This is a genomic window from Streptomyces triticisoli (assembly GCF_003270085.1).
Taxonomy (GTDB): Bacteria; Actinomycetota; Actinomycetes; order Streptomycetales; family Streptomycetaceae; genus Streptomyces; species Streptomyces triticisoli.
This window is the reverse complement of record NZ_QFDQ01000277.1, coordinates 1-17,933: the sequence shown is the minus strand read 5'-3', so window position 1 is coordinate 17,933 and position 17,933 is coordinate 1. Positions and strand designations below refer to the sequence as shown.

14 protein-coding genes and 1 pseudogene are annotated in these 17,933 nt (G+C 72.2%); 10 read left to right on the top strand and 5 right to left on the bottom strand.

All coding sequences use genetic code 11. The features are described 5' to 3' along the window. Together DEP02_RS31315 and DEP02_RS31310 are read left to right on the top strand one after the other, a co-directional pair. Positions 1-470, top strand: a 470-nt coding sequence (locus DEP02_RS31315; RefSeq protein ID WP_112471047.1) for a 5-oxoprolinase subunit B family protein, incomplete at its 5' end; no start/stop codon positions are given. Then, complete coding sequence (locus DEP02_RS31310) at positions 467-1,396, top strand: 5-oxoprolinase subunit C family protein (protein ID WP_112471046.1); 930 nt, start codon at positions 467-469, stop codon at positions 1,394-1,396. The genes DEP02_RS31315 and DEP02_RS31310, both read left to right, overlap by 4 nt. A 13-nt stretch (positions 1,397-1,409) precedes the next feature. On the opposite strand, the gene DEP02_RS31305 is transcribed toward DEP02_RS31310, so the two are convergent. The 3 genes from DEP02_RS31305 to DEP02_RS31295 all read right to left on the bottom strand — a co-directional run bounded on the left by DEP02_RS31305 (position 1,410) and on the right by DEP02_RS31295 (position 3,836). Further along, positions 1,410-2,117 (bottom strand): ester cyclase, encoded by a 708-nt coding sequence (locus tag DEP02_RS31305; protein ID WP_112471045.1) that lies wholly within the window; start codon positions 2,115-2,117, stop codon positions 1,410-1,412. Positions 2,118-2,234: 117 nt separating this feature from the next. After that, complete coding sequence (locus DEP02_RS31300) at positions 2,235-3,008, bottom strand: SDR family NAD(P)-dependent oxidoreductase (RefSeq protein ID WP_112471044.1); 774 nt, start codon at positions 3,006-3,008, stop codon at positions 2,235-2,237. Between the two features lie 147 nt (positions 3,009-3,155). Next, positions 3,156-3,836: an MOSC domain-containing protein gene (locus tag DEP02_RS31295; RefSeq protein ID WP_112471043.1), complete on the bottom strand. Its 681-nt coding sequence runs from the start codon at positions 3,834-3,836 to the stop codon at positions 3,156-3,158. A gap of 81 nt (positions 3,837-3,917) precedes the next feature. On the opposite strand from DEP02_RS31295, the gene DEP02_RS31290 reads away from it, so the two are divergent. Next, positions 3,918-4,814, top strand: coding sequence for a LysR family transcriptional regulator (locus DEP02_RS31290; RefSeq protein ID WP_112471048.1), 897 nt, complete (start codon positions 3,918-3,920; stop codon positions 4,812-4,814). A gap of 98 nt (positions 4,815-4,912) precedes the next feature. Here DEP02_RS31290 and DEP02_RS31285 read toward each other — a convergent pair whose 3' ends face one another. After that, positions 4,913-5,242, bottom strand: a complete 330-nt coding sequence (locus DEP02_RS31285) for a WhiB family transcriptional regulator (RefSeq protein ID WP_112471042.1) — start codon at positions 5,240-5,242, stop codon at positions 4,913-4,915. Positions 5,243-5,623: 381 nt separating this feature from the next. Between DEP02_RS31285 and DEP02_RS31280 the strand changes: the two genes are divergently transcribed. The 4 genes from DEP02_RS31280 to DEP02_RS31265 all read left to right on the top strand — a co-directional run bounded on the left by DEP02_RS31280 (position 5,624) and on the right by DEP02_RS31265 (position 10,564). Next, complete coding sequence (locus tag DEP02_RS31280) at positions 5,624-6,235, top strand: response regulator transcription factor (RefSeq protein WP_003948568.1); 612 nt, start codon at positions 5,624-5,626, stop codon at positions 6,233-6,235. Between the two features lie 836 nt (positions 6,236-7,071). Further along, positions 7,072-7,659: a sigma-70 family RNA polymerase sigma factor gene (locus DEP02_RS31275; protein ID WP_112471041.1), complete on the top strand. Its 588-nt coding sequence runs from the start codon at positions 7,072-7,074 to the stop codon at positions 7,657-7,659. A gap of 143 nt (positions 7,660-7,802) precedes the next feature. Further along, positions 7,803-9,311 (top strand): IMP dehydrogenase, encoded by a 1,509-nt coding sequence (guaB, locus tag DEP02_RS31270; RefSeq protein WP_112471040.1) that lies wholly within the window; start codon positions 7,803-7,805, stop codon positions 9,309-9,311. Positions 9,312-9,439: 128 nt separating this feature from the next. Beyond that, entirely contained in the window at positions 9,440-10,564 is a 1,125-nt protein-coding gene (locus tag DEP02_RS31265; protein WP_112471039.1) for a GuaB3 family IMP dehydrogenase-related protein, read from the top strand. Positions 10,565-11,234: 670 nt separating this feature from the next. Here DEP02_RS31265 and DEP02_RS31260 read toward each other — a convergent pair. After that, positions 11,235-12,443, bottom strand: a complete 1,209-nt coding sequence (locus DEP02_RS31260; protein WP_112471038.1) for a nucleotide sugar dehydrogenase — start codon at positions 12,441-12,443, stop codon at positions 11,235-11,237. A gap of 299 nt (positions 12,444-12,742) precedes the next feature. On the opposite strand from DEP02_RS31260, the gene DEP02_RS31255 reads away from it, so the two are divergent. The 3 genes and pseudogenes from DEP02_RS31255 to DEP02_RS31245 all read left to right on the top strand — a co-directional run. Continuing rightward, on the top strand, positions 12,743-14,449 hold the full coding sequence (locus DEP02_RS31255) for a glycerol-3-phosphate dehydrogenase/oxidase (protein WP_112471037.1): 1,707 nt from the start codon (positions 12,743-12,745) through the stop codon (positions 14,447-14,449). 284 nt (positions 14,450-14,733) lie between these two features. Continuing rightward, positions 14,734-16,743: pseudogene (locus tag DEP02_RS31250) on the top strand (protein kinase domain-containing protein). A 143-nt stretch (positions 16,744-16,886) separates the two neighbouring features. Then, the coding region (locus DEP02_RS31245; RefSeq protein WP_438947814.1) for a protein kinase at positions 16,887-17,933 on the top strand (1,047 nt) is incomplete at its 3' end.

Sequence of the window (17,933 nt, the reverse complement as noted above, 5' to 3'; positions counted from 1 at the left end):
CCGTGGCCGCGGCCGTGGCGGAGCGCGCGGCAGCCGTCGGCCCGGCGGGGCGGTCCGCGCCCGGCGCCCGGCCGGTCAGTGAGGAGATCGTCACGCTCCCGGTCCGCTACGACGGCGCGGACCTGTCCGAGGTGGCCGAGCTGACGGGGCTGGGCGTGGGCGAGGTCATCGCCCGGCACACCGCACCGCTCTACACGGTGGCCTTCGCGGGCTTCGCCCCGGGCTTCGGCTACCTCACGGGCACCGATCCGCTGCTGCGGCTGCCGCGCCGCTCCGAGCCGCGCACCGCGGTACCGGCGGGCTCAGTCGCCGTCGCCGGCGGTTTCACGGGGGTCTACCCGCGCCCCTCGCCGGGCGGCTGGCAGCTGCTCGGCACCACGGACGTCGTGCTGTGGGACGAGCGGCGCGATCCACCGGCGCTGCTGGTCCCCGGCAGCCACGTCCGCTTCGTTCCCGAGGAGATACGGTGACGACGTCAGAAGCGACGGCCCCGGCGACGAGTGCCCCCGCGACGAGTGCCCGCCTGGAGGTCCTGGCGCCCGGCCCGCTCGCCACGGTCCAGGACCTGGGCCGCCCCGGATGGGCCCATCTCGGGGTCCCGGGCTCCGGCGCCGCCGACCGGGACTCGCTGGCCCTCGCCAACCGGCTCGTGGGCAATCCTGAGAACGCGGCCGGCATCGAGGCCACCTTCGGCGGCCTGCGGGTGCGTGTGCACTGCCGTGCGCCGTCGGGGGCGCCGTCGGTCATGTACGCCGCCCTGACAGGGGCGCCGTGTCCGGCCACCGTGGACGGCCGGTCCGTCCCGGTCGACGCGCCGTTCCCGCTGCACGACGGACAGACGCTGCACCTGGGTGTGCCGGACTCGGGACTGCGCACGTACCTCGCCGTGCGCGGCGGGCTCGACACACCACTGGTCCTGGGCTCGCGCTCCACGGACCTGCTCTCCGGCATCGGTCCGCAGCCCCTGCGCACCGGTGACCGTCTGCCGGTCTGCCGCCCCGTGCTCCCCTTCCCGGCCGTGGACCTGGCGCCGCGCACGGCACCGCCGCGCGAGTTCACGCTGCGCGTGGTGCGCGGGCCGCGCGACGACTGGTTCGACGACGCCTCGTACACGACGCTGCTCGGCGCCCGTTGGGAGGCGACCAGTCGCAGCAACCGGATCGGCATCCGGCTCGACGGCCCGGCCCTGACGCGGGTCCGCGGCGGGGAACTCCCGGCCGAGGGCATGGTGACGGGCGCGCTTCAAGTTCCGCCGAACGGCAGGCCGGTGCTGTTCCTCAGCGACCACCCCGTGACCGGCGGCTACCCGGTCATCGCGGTGGTCGACGCCGCCGACCTGCCCCTGGCCGGGCAGATCCCCCCGGGCGCGGCCGTTCGCTTCCGCCCCACCCGGTGATCCCGGCGCCCGTCTACTGCTCCAGCTCCTCCAGCGCTCCCAGCTGTTGCAGCAGACCCAGTTGGTCGTGCTGCCACCAGATTTCGGTGATCTTGCCGTGGTCGCCGAAGTGGAACAGGGTCATGCCGGTCATCGTGACCTGCCTGCCGGTGGGGGCGATGCCGAGGAACTCGCCCTGGTGCGTGGCCGTCCAGGTCCAGCGGGTGCAGGCCCGGTCGCTCCGGGGGATCAGGTCCTCGATCGTGAACGTGGCGTCGAAGGCGTCGCGCCACATGCGGAAGTCACGGCGGATGGCGTCCAGGCCGATGGTGACCTGGGGGTTGACCGGGTCGTGGCTGTGGCAGTCCTCGTCGATCAGGTCGTTGAGCGGGGACAGTTCGCCGGGTGCCGTCAGGGCGTCGTGGAAGCGGCGTACGGCGGTGTCGTAGAACTGCTCGTCGCGTACGACGTCCAGGTCGGTGAAGGTGGGCATCTCGTCGCAGAGGGCGACCATGCCCTGGAAGATCTTGTCGGTCTCCGGCAGGTTCGAGTTCCGCATCGCCTCCTCGTAGGACGGAAATTCGACCAGTTCGACGATGTGCGCTTCGTCCGAACGATCCTTGCCGACGACCGCGTGCGCCGCGGTCCGCCTGCCCCTGGTCTGCTCGACCCAGGTGTCCAGCAGCCGGTTCATCTCGTCGAACCGGCTCGTCCTGCACTCGATGAGCTGTACGAAGGTCATGCCGCGCCTCCGGTCCCCCGGCCTGCCCGGTCCGGTTCTCCGTCGGGGTGGTCCGTCACGGTCATTTTCCCACCGGGGCGCCTTCGTCACCTCCGTACCGCCGGCCCGGTCGTACGGTCACTGCGGGCCGTACTTGCGGCCCGTCTTCGACGTGACGCCGCCCAGCAGGCCGCGGGGCGCCAGCTTCGCCAGGCCCATCAGCGCCTTGTAGCGGGGGTCCGGGATGGACAGGGTCCTGCCGCGGGCCAGGTCCGCCAGCGCCGCCGCGACCAGCTTGTCCGCGTCCAGCCACATCCAGTTCGGGATGTTGTCCGTGCCCATGCCGGCCCGCTGGTGGAACTCGGTGCGGACGAAACCGGGGCACAGGGCCATCAGCCGTACGCCGCTGCCGGCCAGGTCGCGTGCCACGCCCTGGGTGAACTGCACGACCCACGCCTTCGACGCCCCGTAGGTGCCGCGCGGCACGAAGGCCGCCACCGAGGACACGTTCACCACCCCGCCCCGGCCGCGCTCGCGCATCGCCTCCGTCGCCGCCGAGGTCAGCCGCAGCACCGCCTCGATGTGCACCTTGATCATCATGAGCTCGTCGCTCATCGGCACGTCGAGGTAGCGGCCCTTGTTGCCGAAGCCCGCGTTGTTGATCAGCAGGTCCACGGGGTTGGTGCGGTTGCGCAGCCGGGCGGCGACCGCGTCGATGCCGTCGTCCGTCGCCAGGTCGGCCGTCAGCACCTCCGCCTCGATGCCGTGCCGGTCGTGCAACTCGGTCGCCTGTTCCGTCAGACGCCTGGTGTCGCGCGCCACCAGGACGAGGTTGTGTCCGTCGGCCGCCAGCCGCCGCGCGAACGCGGCGCCGATGCCCGCGGTCGATCCCGTAATCAGAGCCGTTGTCATGCCGAAAGATTAGTCGTCCGGAGCGTCCGGCTCCGATCTCCGCACAGGTCCTTCCGGCAGATGACGGACAGGTGAGGGGCAGGTGAGGGACAAGCGAGGGACAGGTGACGGGCGGAGGCCGTGACGGTCGGAGAGCGTGACGCACGGTCAGTCCGCTTGCACGCGCGCGTACTTCCGTGCCGCCGCCAGCGACTCCGGGTGCAGCGCCGTACCCGCCGCGAGCAGCCGGGGCAGCAGCGAGCGCTCGGTCGTCATGGCCCGGAACTGCAGGGCCACGGTCACGTCGTGGTCCGGGCGGTGCACGATCTCGACGGGGTCGCCCGCCCGGATCTCGCCCGGTTCCAGCACCCGCAGATACGCGCCCGGCGCACCCTTGCGCGTGAACCGCCTCACCCAGCCCTTCTCACCCAGATGGCCCTGGAAGGTGCGACAGGGAATCCGCCCGGACGTGACCTCCAGGAGCACCGACGGGCCGAGCTGCGAGCCTATGCGCCAGCGTTCGCCGATCCGCGCGCCGGACACGTCCAGGCCGAGCGTGGTGAGGTTCTCGCCGAACGCGCCGTTGGCCAGGGTCCGGCCCAGCTCGCGCTCCCAGTCGTCGAGGTCCTCGCGCGCCATCGCGTACACCGCCTGGTCGTCGCCGCCATGGTGCCGCGTGTCGCACACCGCGTCCCCGGCCAGGCCGCTGGCGCCGACACCCTTCGGCCCGGGCGCCGCCACCCGCACCGGACCGTCCACCGGCCGTTTGTCGATGCCGGTCACGCCCTCGGGCTGGTCGGTGTACGGCACGGCCCGCGGACGGCCCAGGTTCGCTGACAGAAGCTTCATGGGGGCACGGTAGGGGGCGGGCGGTGAAAGTGTCGACGCGTTATTCCGCGGGCCGTCAAAGGTTCGCTTATGCTCGACGGTGTGATCGAGGCTCGTCATCTCCGTGTGCTGCGCGCCGTGGCCACCACCGGCTCCTTCTCGGCGGCGGGGCGTGAACTGGGCTGCACCCAGCCCGCCGTCAGCCAGCAGATGAAGGCCCTGGAGGCGTCCGTCGGCACCCCGCTGCTGGTCCGCGCCGGCCGCGAGATGCGCCTGACCCAGGCCGGCGAGGCGCTCGTACGGCACGCGGGCACCATCCTCGCCGGGCTCACCGCGGCCGAGGAGGAGGTCGCCGCGATCGCCGGGCTGCGGGCCGGGCGCGTACGGCTCGTCTCCTTCCCCAGCGGCAGCTCCACCCTCGTACCGTCCGCGCTCGCCGCGCTGCGCGCCGCGCACCCCGGCACGCGCGTGTCCCTGGAGGAGGCCGAGCCGCCGCAGTCCGTCGAACTGCTGCGCGAGGGCGACTGCGACATAGCGCTCGCCTTCCGTTACGAGGGCGCGGCGGGCGTCGAGGAGTGGGAGGACCTGGTCGTACGGCCGCTGCTGACCGACCGGCTCGTGGGGCTGGTGCCCGAAGGGCACCGGCTGGCCCGCGCGGGGTCCGTCGCCATCGGGGAGCTCGCGGACGAGCCGTGGATCGCGGGCTGCCCGCGCTGCCGCGGCCGGCTGGTCCAGGTGTGCGAGGGCGCCGGCTTCACACCCCGCATCGACTTCGCGACCGACGACTACCCTGCGGTGGCCGGACTGGTGGGGGCGGGACTCGGGGTCGCGGTCCTGCCCCAGCTCGCGATCGAGTCCGTACGTCCCAGAGGGGTGCGGACGGTGGAGCTGGAACCGGCGGTGCGGCGGGAGATCGTCGCCCTCACCCTGCCCGACCTGGCGCAGGTCCCGGCGGTGGCGGCGACGCTGGAGGAGTTGGTGCGGGTCGGGGCCCGGTGAGACGGGGAAAAAGGGAACAGGGGTAACGCGAGGGCACGCGTACGCGTGCCCTGCTGTGCTGGATGTGGCTGGACATCCGGATGTGAAGAAACGTTCCTTCAGTTGTCGGAGGCGGTGTCCCCGCTGGTCGACGACGCCGACACCAGCCGGTGCCGCGCCCGTCCCATGAGCTCTTCGCGCTCGTCCTCGGTCAGGCCGCCCCACACTCCGTACGGCTCGCGCACCGCCAAGGCGTGCGCCGCGCACTCCGCACGGACGGGGCACCTCATGCAGACCTCCTTGGCCGAGTTCTCTCGAGCGCTCCGAGCCGCCCCGCGCTCGCCCTCTGGATGGAAGAAGAGCGAGCTGTCCACTCCACGGCAGGCAGCCAGCAGCTGCCAGTCCCACAGATCCGCGTTCGGTCCGGGAAGGCGGGAGAAATCTGCCATTGCGTGACCCCTTGTAGCCGTTCGTGGCGGATACGGTGCCAACGACCGTACATCTCCGATCTAAGGAGATGAAAATATGACTCATTGCGAATCTAGCCCTAGACACCTGTAAACGGGAAGAAAAGGGGCTAAATGGGGCATAGCTTGTGATGAAAAGTTGAGGGTCCGACGTTCATGTCTGCACTGTGTCCGTTCCCTCACGTAGAGTGCCGAAGACGGCGTACGGCCCCGTAACCCTTTCGAGTGACCGTCGTTGAGAGTGCGGAGGCGGTTGAAAACACAAGCGCTCGGGCGGGCGTCCGAGACGGTCGACCGCACAGGTGACGATTTCGTACCAGCCTGGAGGCTCAAGGTGACGCGCATCAGCTGCGGAGGACGGCCATGACTTCCGTTCTCGTCTGCGACGACTCCCCGCTTGCCCGAGAGGCGCTGCGCCGCGCGGTGGCGACCGTGCCCGGCGTCGAGCGCGTGACGACGGCGGCCAACGGCGAGGAAGTCCTCCGCCGCTGGGGTGCCGACCGCTCCGACCTCATTCTCATGGACGTGCGCATGCCCGGACTGGGCGGCGTCGAGACGGTCCGGCGCCTGCTGTCCGCGGACCCCGGCGCGCGCATCATCATGCTCACCGTCGCCGAGGATCTCGACGGCGTGGCGCTCGCCGTGGCCGCCGGCGCGCGTGGCTACCTGCACAAGGACGCCTCCCGCGCGGAGCTGCGGGCCACGGTGACGCAGGCCCTCGCCGACCCCACCTGGCGGCTCGCCCCGCGCCGGCTGCGCTCGGCCGAGATGGGCGCCGCGCCCACGCTCACCGCGCGTGAGATCCAGGTCCTGGAGGGCATGAGCCACGGCCGCTCGAACGCGGAGATCGGCCGCGAGCTGTTCCTCTCCGAGGACACGGTCAAGACCCACGCCCGCCGCCTGTTCAAGAAGCTCGGCGCCTCGGACCGCGCACACGCGGTGGCCCTCGGCTTCCGGTGGGGCCTGGTCCGCTAGGTCCCGCCCCGGACCGGTGGAGACGCGACGGCACCCCCACGCGCGCGGGATCGGCGTGGGGGAGCGTTCGGTCGTGCGACGGTACGCCTCGCGCTGCGGTGCGGTGCGGGACACCGCCGGCCGGAGACGCGTGGCCACACCCCGCGTACGACGTCGGCCGACGCCGGCGGCCTCACCGGAACGAGGACGGCAGCCCTGGGCCGCCGTACGACACCACCGACCGCCGAACGCGCGCGTGTACGACATCGGCCACCTGGGCGGGCAGTGGACGGGGACGCTGTGCGACGGGGTCCGCCGGGGCGAGGGCCGGCGCGGAGTGGGCGTGCGAGGTGCCGCACGCTGTGCGACATCGACGAACGGGACATCGACCGGCGTGGCGTGGCGTGGCGTGGCGTGGCTTGGCGCCGGGGCGGGTGTCGGACGCTGTGCGCCTGGGACGAGCGCTCCAGGACACCGTACGCTGTGCGACAGGGGGAGACCGACGCGACAGGGTGCCGGGACGGGCAGGGCAGTCGGCGGCGGTCGGCGTACCGCCGGGACCACCCGGGTGCCGGTCGCCGCGGCACCGGTGGCGACCGGTGACGCCCGTCGGCGCGGGTGGGCGACGGTCCCGTACCTCATCGCCGCCGCCGGTGGCAAGGCGGCTCGCCGGGTGCCCGCTGCTTGTTTCGGCGGGGATGACGCATGCTTGAGGTGTGGAGTTCCTCGCGGACGAGTTGGTCGAGCGGAAGGGGAGGGCGCAGGGGATGAGCTTCGGCGCACCTGCTCATAACGCTTCAGTGCACAACCACGAAGGCGGTGCCACGGAACGGACGAGGCCAAGGCACCATGGACCGATGCGCGACGACCAGGCGGCACTTGCCCAAGGGGCGATCGGTGCGCTCGTCCACCGCGCCGTCCGCGGTGACGAGCAGGCCACCCACGATCTGCTCGCCCGGGTCCACCCGCTCGCGCTGCGTTACTGCCGCACCCGGCTGTCCCGACTCCCGGGCGACGCGCGCCACTTCGTGGAGGACCTCGCCCAGGAGGTCTGCGTCGCCGTCCTGCTCGCCCTGCCGCGCTACAAGGACACCGGTCGTCCCTTCGAGGCGTTCGTCTTCGCCATCGCCGCCCACAAGGTCGCCGATCTGCAGCGCGCCGCCATGCGGCACCCGGGCTCGACGGCCGTGCCCTCGGACGAGATGCCCGAGCGCGCGGACGACTCCCTGGGCCCGGAGGAGCGCGCCCTGCTCAGCAGCGACGCGGAGTGGGCCAAGAAGCTGCTGGCCAGCCTCCCGGAGAACCAGCGCGAACTGCTGCTCCTGCGCATCGCGGTGGGGCTGACCGCGGAGGAGACGGGGCAGATGTTGGGAATGTCACCGGGGGCGGTCAGGGTGGCGCAGCACCGTGCGCTGAGCCGTCTGCGCGCCCTCGCCGAGCAGTAGTCGCCCCGGCGGTTGAACCGGCGGGGCGGCGGTTCCGTACGAACACACAAGACCTGGGGCCGTTCATGACCGTGGAATGAGACAGCCCCGCTTCCCGTTAGCATGGACATCCGCACCGATCAAGGCCATTTGGGGAAGGTGTCATGACTGCCAACGTCGACGGAGTGCCCGAGAAATTCGCGACACTCGGGCTGACCTACGACGACGTCCTGCTGCTGCCGGGCCCGTCGGACATGGCGCCCGACGAGATCGACACCGCCTCGTACGTCTCCAAGAGCGTGCGGGTCAACGTCCCGCTGCTGTCCGCCGCCATGGACAAGGTGACCGAGTCGCGCATGGCGATCGCCATGGCCCGCCAGGGCGGCGTCGGCGTGCTGCACCGCAACCTGTCCATCGAGGACCAGGCCAACCAGGTCGACCTGGTCAAGCGCTCCGAGTCCGGCATGGTGGCCAACCCCATCACCATCCACCCGGAGGCCACGCTCGCCGACGCCGACGAGCTGTGCGCCAGGTTCCGCATCAGCGGCACCCCCGTCACGGACCCCTCCGGCAAGCTGCTGGGCATCGTCACCAACCGCGACATGGCCTTCGAGCCCGACCGCTCGCGCCGGGTCAGCGAGATCATGACACCGATGCCGCTGGTCACCGGCAAGGTGGGCATCTCCCGCGCGGACGCCATGCAGCTGCTGCGCCGCCACAAGATCGAGAAGCTGCCGCTGGTCGACGACGCGGGCATCCTCAAGGGCCTGATCACGGTCAAGGACTTCGTCAAGGCCGAGCAGTACCCCAACGCCGCCAAGGACGCCAAGGGGCGGCTGCTGGTCGGCGCGGCGGTCGGTGTGGCCGGGGACGCCTTCGAGCGCGCCCAGGCCCTGATCGAGGCGGGCGTCGACTTCATCGTCGTCGACATCGCGCACGGCCACTCCCGGCTGGTCGGCGACATGATCTCCAAGATCAAGTCGAACTCGTCCGGCGTCGACGTCATCGGCGGCAACGTCGCCACCCGCGACGGCGCCCAGGCCCTGGTCGACGCGGGGGCCGACGGCATCAAGGTCGGTGTCGGCCCCGGCTCCATCTGCACCACCCGCGTGGTCGCCGGCATCGGCGCGCCGCAGGTCACCGCCATCTACGAGGCCTCGCTGGCCGCCAAGGAGGCCGGCGTCCCGGTCATCGGCGACGGCGGCCTGCAGTACTCCGGCGACATCGCCAAGGCCCTGGTCGCCGGCGCCGACACGGTGATGCTGGGCTCGCTGCTGGCCGGCTGCGAGGAGTCCCCGGGCGAGCTGCTGTTCATCAACGGCAAGCAGTTCAAGTCCTACCGAGGCATGGGCTCGCTCGGCGCCATGCAGTCCCGCGGCGACCGCAGGTCGTTCTCCAAGGACCGCTACTTCCAGGAGGGCGTCGCCTCCGACGAGCAGCTGGTTCCCGAGGGGATCGAGGGGCAGGTCCCCTACCGCGGCCCGCTGGCCTCGGTCGTCCACCAGCTGGTCGGCGGTCTGCGCCAGTCGATGTTCTACGTCGGCGGCAAGACCGTCCCCGAGCTGCAGGCGAACGGCAGGTTCGTACGGATCACCTCGGCGGGGCTGAAGGAGTCCCACCCGCACGACATCCAGATGACGGTCGAGGCACCGAACTACAGCAGCAAGAACTGACGCACGCGCACGCGCGCAGCACGTCCGACGCATGATCGAGGGCGGCTCCGGTTGCTCCGGGGCCGCCCTTGTCATGGGTGTCGGCGATACTGGAAGACGCTGCAACGCATCAGGGAAAGGCCACCAACGTGACTGAGATCGAGATCGGGCGCGGCAAGCGCGGCCGCAGGGCGTACGCCTTCGACGACATCGCCGTCGTCCCCAGCCGCCGTACGCGGGACCCGAAGGAGGTCTCGATCGCCTGGCAGATCGACGCCTACCGCTTCGAGCTGCCCTTCCTGGCCGCGCCCATGGACTCGGTCGTCTCCCCGGCCACCGCCATCCGCATCGGCGAGCTGGGCGGCCTGGGCGTGCTCAACCTCGAGGGCCTGTGGACGCGCTACGAGGACCCGCAGCCGCTGCTCGACGAGATCGCCGGGCTGCCCGCCGAGTCCGCCACCCGCCGGCTGCAGGAGATCTACGCCGCCCCCATCAAGGAGGAGCTGATCGGCCTGCGCCTCAAGGAGGTGCGCGACTCCGGCGTGGTCACCGCCGCCGCGCTCTCCCCGCAGCGCACGGCCCAGTTCTCCAAGGTCGTCGTCGACGCGGGCGTGGACATCTTCGTCATCCGCGGTACGACGGTCTCGGCCGAGCACGTGTCGTCCTCGCACGAGCCGCTGAACCTGAAGCAGTTCATCTACGAGCTCGACGTCCCGGTGATCGTCGGCGGCTGCGCCACCTACACCGCGGCCCTGCACCTGATGCGCTCCGGCGCGGCCGGAGTCCTGGTCGGCTTCGGCGGCGGCGCCGCGCACACCACGCGCAACGTGCTGGGCATCCAGGTCCCGATGGCCACGGCGGTGGCCGACGTGGCCGCGGCCCGCCGCGACTACATGGACGAGTCCGGCGGCCGGTACGTGCACGTGATCGCGGACGGCGGCGTCGGCTGGTCCGGCGACCTGCCCAAGGCGATCGCCTGCGGCGCGGACTCGGTGATGATGGGCTCCCCGCTGGCCCGCGCCACGGACGCGCCCGGCAGGGGCCACCACTGGGGCATGGAGGCCGTCAACGAGGAGCTGCCGCGCGGCCAGAAGGTCGACCTGGGCACGGTCGGCACGATCGAGGAGGTCCTCACGGGTCCCTCGCACACTCCCGACGGCTCCATGAACTTCTTCGGCGCGCTGCGGCGGGCGATGGCCACGACCGGCTACAGCGAGCTCAAGGAGTTCCAGCGGGTCGAGGTGACGGTGGCGGACTCGCAGCACAGGCGGTAGCCGTACGGCGCTCACGGTTCACGGAAAGGGGCCCGGTCACTCGCTCAGGCGGGTGACCGGGCCCCTTCGCGTATGCGCAGGTGGGGGCGCGTTGTGCGGGAGGGGGGCGCACGGTTGCTTTCGGGGCGAATACGCCGGGGACGGGCGTGTCGAGCCGGTAATGTCCGTGCCTGGCGACCCGGTTCTCTGGGACGCCCCCTTCCAAGGACACGGTCCGGACCTCGCGCCTCGGGGCCCGGCCCGAATCCGACGGACCGCCTTACCGGGCCTATGGGCGGCATCGTGGAAGGGGGCGAGCCCATGGGCCGTCACCGCAAGCCCACCCTCTGGGATCGCATCCGGCTCCGGCTGGAGCAGCACCGGCTTCGGCTGGTGAAGTTCCGGAGGAGGTGGATCTTGCGGATCTTCGGCCGCTGAGCGGCCACCCCTACGAAACCTAGGGGTGGACACTCCGCTTGGCGGTCAGGAGCCCGCTGCAGTGGCCGCTGCGGTGGGCTCCACCTATTGGTGAGCGGCCGTCCCTACGTGAACTAGGGGCGGACACTCCGTTCACTTCTCAGGAGCCTGCCGCAGTAGCCTCTGCGATGGACTCCACCCGTTCCGTACGGTACCGGCGGAGGGCACCGTACGCCACCAGCCCCAGAGGCTGAAGCATCCGCACGCGCCCCCTTCACAACCGATGCGCCGCCCCCGTGGGTGCCGCCCCCCGGGTGTCCAGCAGCAGCTGGGCCTTGACCGACAACCCCTGCAGGTCGTACGTGCGGTGGTGCTGGAGCAGGATCGTCAGGTCGGCGTCGGCCACCGCCTCGTACAGGGAGTCGGCGCGGGGCACGGGCCGGTCCAGGACGCTCCACGCGGGCACGTGCGGGTCGTGGTAGCTGACCGAGGCGCCGAGCCTCATCAGCCGGACGGCGATCTCCTCGGCGGGCGTGCCCTGCAGGTCGGCCAGGTCGGGCTTGTAGGTGACGCCCAGCAGCAGGACCCGGGCGCCCCGGGCCGACTTGCCGTGCTCGTTCAGGAGGGTGGCGGCGCGCTGGACGACGTAGCGCGGCATGCGGCTGTTGACCTGCTGGGCGAGTTCCACCATGCGCAGACCGCGGCCCGCCTGCCCGGTCAGGTCCTGGGGGAGGCCGTGGCCGCCGACGCCGGGACCGGGGCGGAAGGCCTGGAAGCCGAACGGCTTGGTCTCCGCGCAGCGGACCACGTCCCACAGGTCGACGCCGAGGTCGTGGCAGAGGACGGCCATCTCGTTGACGAGGGCGATGTTGACGTGCCGGTAGTTGGCCTCCAGGAGCTGGACCGTCTCGGCCTCCCTGAGGCCACGCGCGCGTACCACCTTGTCGGTGAGGCGGCCGTAGAACGCGGCGGCCGACTCGGTGCAGGCCGGGGTCAGACCGCCGATCACCTTGGGCGTGTTGGCGGGGGTGAAGTCGCGGTTGCCGGGGTCGACGCGGCTGGGCGAGTGGGCGAGGTGGAAGTCGCGGCCCGCGCGGAGGCCGGAGCCCTCCTCCAGCAGGGGGCGCAGGAAGTCCTCCGTGGTCCCGGGGTACACGGGCGACTCCAGGATCACGGTGGTGTGCGGGCGCAGGTGCCCGGCGAGCGCACGGGCGGCGGCCTCCACCTGGCTCAGGTCGAGGCCGCCGTCCGCGCCGCGCGGGGTCGCCGCGCAGATCACCGCGGTGCGCACCCGGCCGAGCTCGGCCGGGTTGGCGGTCGGCCGGAAGCCCCCCGAGAGCATCCGGCGCAGTTCCGCGGGGCTGAGGGCCCCGGACTCCTCCCCGGTGCGGTACCCCAGGGTCGGGATGCCGGCGGCGACGGCGGCCTGGGCCAGGGGCAGGCCGAGAGGACCGAGTCCGATGACGGCGAGATCTGCGGGCATGGCGTGGGCGTCCTTCCCAGTAACCGAGGCGTGGCAGGGACGCAAGTCCTGTGGACAGGACGAGCGAGCGCAATGTCAGACTAGGAGTAAATATGACCGTTTTGTGGGATTGACCAGCGTGTTTCTCGGTGAACCGGGCAGAGTTGTCCACAGGCTGGAGGCGACTGGTGGCTGAAGGTGGGCAACCCCGTCAGAATTTGGGCATGGGCAGGAGGTGAGGGGACAAGGGAGAAGCAGGGGGACGGGAACGGGCTTCGCCCGACGGGTGCGGCCGGCGCGACCGACAGCGGGAGGCAGCGGTGAGGACAGCGACACTGGGGCCGGCGCAGCGCGCCGAGTCACTGGCGGGAATGGCCGAGCGGGAGCTGGACATCCTGGTCGTGGGCGGAGGCGTGGTCGGCGCGGGCACGGCCCTGGACGCCGTCACCCGCGGCCTGTCCACCGGCATCGTGGAGGCGCGCGACTGGGCGTCGGGCACCTCGAGCCGCTCCAGCAAGCTGATCCACGGCGGACTGCGCTATCTGGAGATGCTCGACTTCGCGCTCGTCCGCGAGGCGCTGAAGGAGCGCGGCCTGCTGCTGGAGCGCCTCGCACCCCACCTGGTCCGGCCGGTGCCGTTCCTCTACCCGCTGCAGCACAGGGGCTGGGAGCGCCTGTACGCAGGCTCCGGCGTCGCCCTCTACGACGCCATGTCGATGGCCCGCAGCCACGGCCGGGGCCTGCCCCTGCACCGCCACCTGACCCGCCGCCACGCCCTGCGCGTCGCCCCCTGCTTGAAGAAGGACGCCCTGGTCGGAGCCCTGCAGTACTACGACGCCCAGATGGACGACGCCCGCTTCGTGGCCACCCTGGTGCGCACCGCGGTGTCGTACGGTGCGAAGGCCGCCAACCGCGCGCGGGTGACCGGGTTCCTGCGCGAGGGCGAGCGTGTCGTCGGCGCCCGGGTGCAGGACGTGGAGGGCGGCGGCGAGTACGAGATCCGCGCCAAGCAGGTCGTCAACGCCACCGGGGTGTGGACCGACGACACCCAGGCGATGGTGGGCGAGCGCGGCCAGTTCCACGTCCGCGCCTCCAAGGGCATCCACCTCGTCGTGCCCAAGGACCGCATCAGCTCCACCACCGGGCTGATCCTGCGCACCGAGAAGTCCGTCCTGTTCGTGATCCCCTGGGGCCGGCACTGGATCGTCGGTACCACCGACACCGGCTGGGACCTCGACAAGGCCCACCCGGCCGCCTCCAGCGCCGACATCGACTACCTGCTGGAGCACGTCAACTCGGTCCTCGCGGTGCCGCTCAGCCGTGACGACGTGCAGGGCGTGTACGCGGGGCTCAGGCCGCTGCTGGCCGGCGAGTCCGACGCCACCAGCAAGCTGTCGCGCGAACACACCGTCGCCCATCCGGCGCCGGGCCTGGTCGTGGTCGCGGGCGGCAAGTACACGACGTACCGGGTGATGGCCAAGGACGCCGTCGACGAGGCGGTGCACGGCCTGGACATGCGGGTCGCCGACTGCGTCACCGAGGACATACCGCTGCTCGGCGCCGAGGGCTACCCCGCCCTGTGGAACGCGCGGGCGCGCATCGCCGCCGAGCACGGCCTCCACGTGGTGCGCGTGGAGCACCTGCTCAGGCGGTACGGGTCGGCGGCCCGGGAGGTCCTGGCCCTCATCACCGAGAACCCCACGCTGGGCGCACCCCTGCAGGGCGCCGACGACTATCTGCGCGCCGAGGTCGTCTACGCCGCCTCCCACGAGGGCGCACGGCACCTGGACGACGTACTGACCCGGCGTACGCGCATATCCATCGAGACCTTCGACCGGGGCACGCGCAGCGCCCGGGAGGCCGCCGAGCTGATGGCGCCGGTGCTGGGCTGGGACAAGGACCAGACCGAACGCGAGGTCGAGCACTACGAGAAGCGGGTGGAGGCCGAGCGGGAGTCGCAGCGCCAGCCCGACGACCTGACGGCCGACGCGGCCCGGCTGGGGGCGCCGGACATCGTGCCGTTGTAGGCCGCCCGGAAGCCGGTCCGGAGGCCTGTTCCGGAAGTCCTTCACAGCGACTTCCGGACCGGGCCCGACGCCCCGCGCGAGGGGTGCGGCACAGGTTATGGACGGAATGGTCCGAAGGGTCGGCACCCATGGCTTCTTCCTTGTCACGGCCCGTCATTCCAACGCGTACGAGGGGCCGTTCGGGCGCGGTCCGGGGGTGTCCTCAGGGGCACCCTGGGCGTTGAGCACTTGTCGGGTGAGAGACAATGGAGGCTCTGTCAGGGCGGGGTTGCATGAGGGGACGCATGTCGGAGGCGGAGCGGGCGGGGACACCCCGTCAGGACACTCGTCAGGACACTCTGCAGGACAAGAGCGAGCGTCTTCTCGCCGGCCGGTACCGGCTGGGAGGCGTACTCGGCCGCGGCGGCATGGGCACCGTGTGGCGCGCCGAGGACGAGACCCTGGGCCGTACGGTCGCGGTCAAGGAACTGCGGTTCCCGTCGAACATCGACGAGGACGAGAAACGGCGCCTGATCACGCGCACGCTGCGCGAGGCCAAGGCGATCGCCCGGATCCGCGACACCAGTGCGGTGACCGTCTTCGACGTGGTCGACGAGGACGACCGGCCGTGGATCGTCATGGAACTCGTCGAGGGCAAGTCCCTGGCCGAAGTCATCCGCGAGGACGGGCTGCTGGAGCCGCGGCGGGCGGCCGAGGTCGGGCTCGCGGTCCTCGACGTACTGCGCTCCGCGCACCGCCAGGGCATCCTGCACCGCGACGTGAAGCCGTCCAACGTGCTCATCGCCGACGACGGCCGGGTCGTGCTCACCGACTTCGGCATCGCCCAGGTCGAGGGCGACCCGTCCCTCACCTCCACCGGCATGCTCGTCGGCGCCCCCTCCTAGGAGGGCGTGCCGCCGTACGACAAGGGCTCGGCGATCGCCACCCTGACCGCGGTGATGACCGAGCCGCTGGAGGAGCCCAGGAACGCCGGCCCGCTCAAGGACGTCATCCACGGCCTGCTGACCAAGGACCCGGCCGAACGGCTCGACGACACCGGCGCCCGGGCCATGCTCAGGACCGTCATCGACGCACCCGGGCCGAAGGATGCCGAACCGGAGCCGCCCGAGGACGCCACCAAGGTCATCCCCCTGCCCACGCAGCCCGGCGGAGGCAAGGGCGCGGGCGGTCCGGCGGGTTCCGGTTCCGCTTCCCCTTCCGGTTCCGGGGGCGGGCGGGGTGAGGAGGCGGGCGACCGGCTGCGCGGGGCGCTGCGCTCGGTGCGCAAGGCCGGCGCGGCCACCTCGACGGCCGCGGCCCGCACCAAGTCGACGGCCGACGGCACGGGTTCGGGCCCGGGGAGCGGGGCCGCCGCCGTGGCGTCCGCGGAGCCCCGGGCGCAGAGTGCCTCCGCTTCCGGGCCGGCCGGTGGCGCGCAGGCCGGGCAGCCCGGTTCGGGTTGGCCCGTGATGACGCCGCCGGACCTGGACCTGCCGCCGCGGCCGGCGCCGCCCAGGGCGTCGCTCACCGACGTGGTGCCGCGGCGGACGCTGGTGATCGTCGCGGTGGTCGTGGTCCTCGCCGTGATCGGCGCCGTGCTGGCGCTCACGCTCGACGGGGACGACAAGGACTCCGGGGGAGCAGGGAACGGAGCCGACCGCACGGCCGCCACCGCCGGGACGTCCGCGGGTGCCTCGGCCAAGGAGGACGCGAGCAGCGGCACCGGCACGGACGGGGACGGAGCCGACTCCGCGACGGGCGCCGGCGGTTCGGGCGGCAAACCGGCCACGAAGGCCGACACCGAGACGTCGGACGACGACTCCGGTTCCGGTTCCGGTTCCGGAGAGGACGGCTCCGGAGAGGACGGGGACGACGGCGCCGCCGTGGCATCGACGTACAGGAGCGCGCAGGGCTTCTCCATCGGGCTGCCCGAGGGCTGGAAGTACGCGACCACCGGCTCCGCGGGGGTCCGCTTCACCGGCCCCGACGGACAGAGGCTGCTGGTCGCCTGGACGTCCACGCCGAAGGGCGACCCGGTCGCCGACTGGACCAACCAGGAAAAGGGCATGGTGCGCCCCCAGTACAAGAGGGTCCGCATAGAGAAGGTGGAGTACCGCGGCTGGAACACCGCCGACTGGGAGTTCACCTACGTCGACGCCGGGACCAAGTACCGCGTCATCGACCGCGGGTTCGTGGTGAACGACCGCCTCGGCCACGCGCTGATGTACACCGCGAAGGCCGCGAACTGGGACAGCGACCTGCGCGAGAACACGTGGGAGACGCTGACGGAGACCTTCCGGCCGAAGAAGTCGTGATCCCGGGTTCGAGGCGCGAGATCTGCCATCCCCTCTTTGCGGGTTGCCTCCGGCACGTATCGTGAGTGGTTGCGGACCGTAAGCACCGTGAACGGGACGCGTGGCGAACGGAATTGACCGAGCGTGCGGCCGGGGGAGGCAACGTGGACGACTACGCGGGCCGGGTTCTCGCCGACCGCTACCGCCTGCCGCTGCCTCCGTCCGACGAGTACGAACTCACCGAGACCCGGGCCTTCGACACCTACAGCGGGCAGGAAGTCCTCGTCCGGCAGGTGCCGCTGCCGGAGGTGGTCGAGGCGGAGGTGCTCGACGCGGACGGGCTGCCCGACGGCTTCACGGCACGCGACGGCGCCTTCCGGGGGCCCTCGGCGCACAGCGGGCGTACGGCGGGCGGGGACCGCTTCGCGCGTACGGCGACGCGGCGGCCCGCCGATCCGGCGGTGCGCAGGGCGGTCGAGGCCGCGCAGGCCGCGGCGCGGATTCCCGACCACCCTCGGCTGGACCAGGTCTTCGACGTGTTCGCGGAGGGCGGTTCGCTGTGGATCGTCAGCGAACTGGTCGCCGCGCGGCCGCTCGCGGCACTGCTCGCCGAGGAGCCGCTGACGCCGTACCGGGCGGCCGAGGTCGCCTCCGACGTCCTCATGGCGCTGCGGGTCCTGCACGCCCACGGCTGGGTGCACCGCAACATCACCGCCCGCACGGTCCTCGTCTGCGACGACGGCCGCGTCATGCTGACCGGCCTCGCGGCCGGCGCGGCGGAGGAGGCCCTGTGCGGGTACGACCCGGTACCGGCGCGGGAGGCGGAGGGCGAGGACGCGGCCCGGGACGCGCTGCCCGAGGGGGAGCCGGACGGCGCCGCGGGCACACCGGGTGGTTCCGGCGGCGCGGGCGGCCGCGGCGGATCCGGCGGATCCGGCGGATCCGGTGGGTTCGGTGGGTTCGGTGGGTCCGGTGCCGGCGGAGTCGGTGGCCACGGTGGGTTCGGCGGTGCCGGGCGGTCGGCGGGCTCCGGTGGGTTCAGCGGGGTCACGGGTGGCTTCGGCGGGGTCACGGGTGGCTTCGGCGGGGCCGCGGGGGAGCCCGGTGGTTCCGCGCGGGGTGTGCCGGGCGGGGCCGGTTCCGGTGGTCCCGCGACCGGCGCGGGCTCCGGTCCGGCGGACCCGGAGGCCGCGCGGCGGGCCGCGATAGAG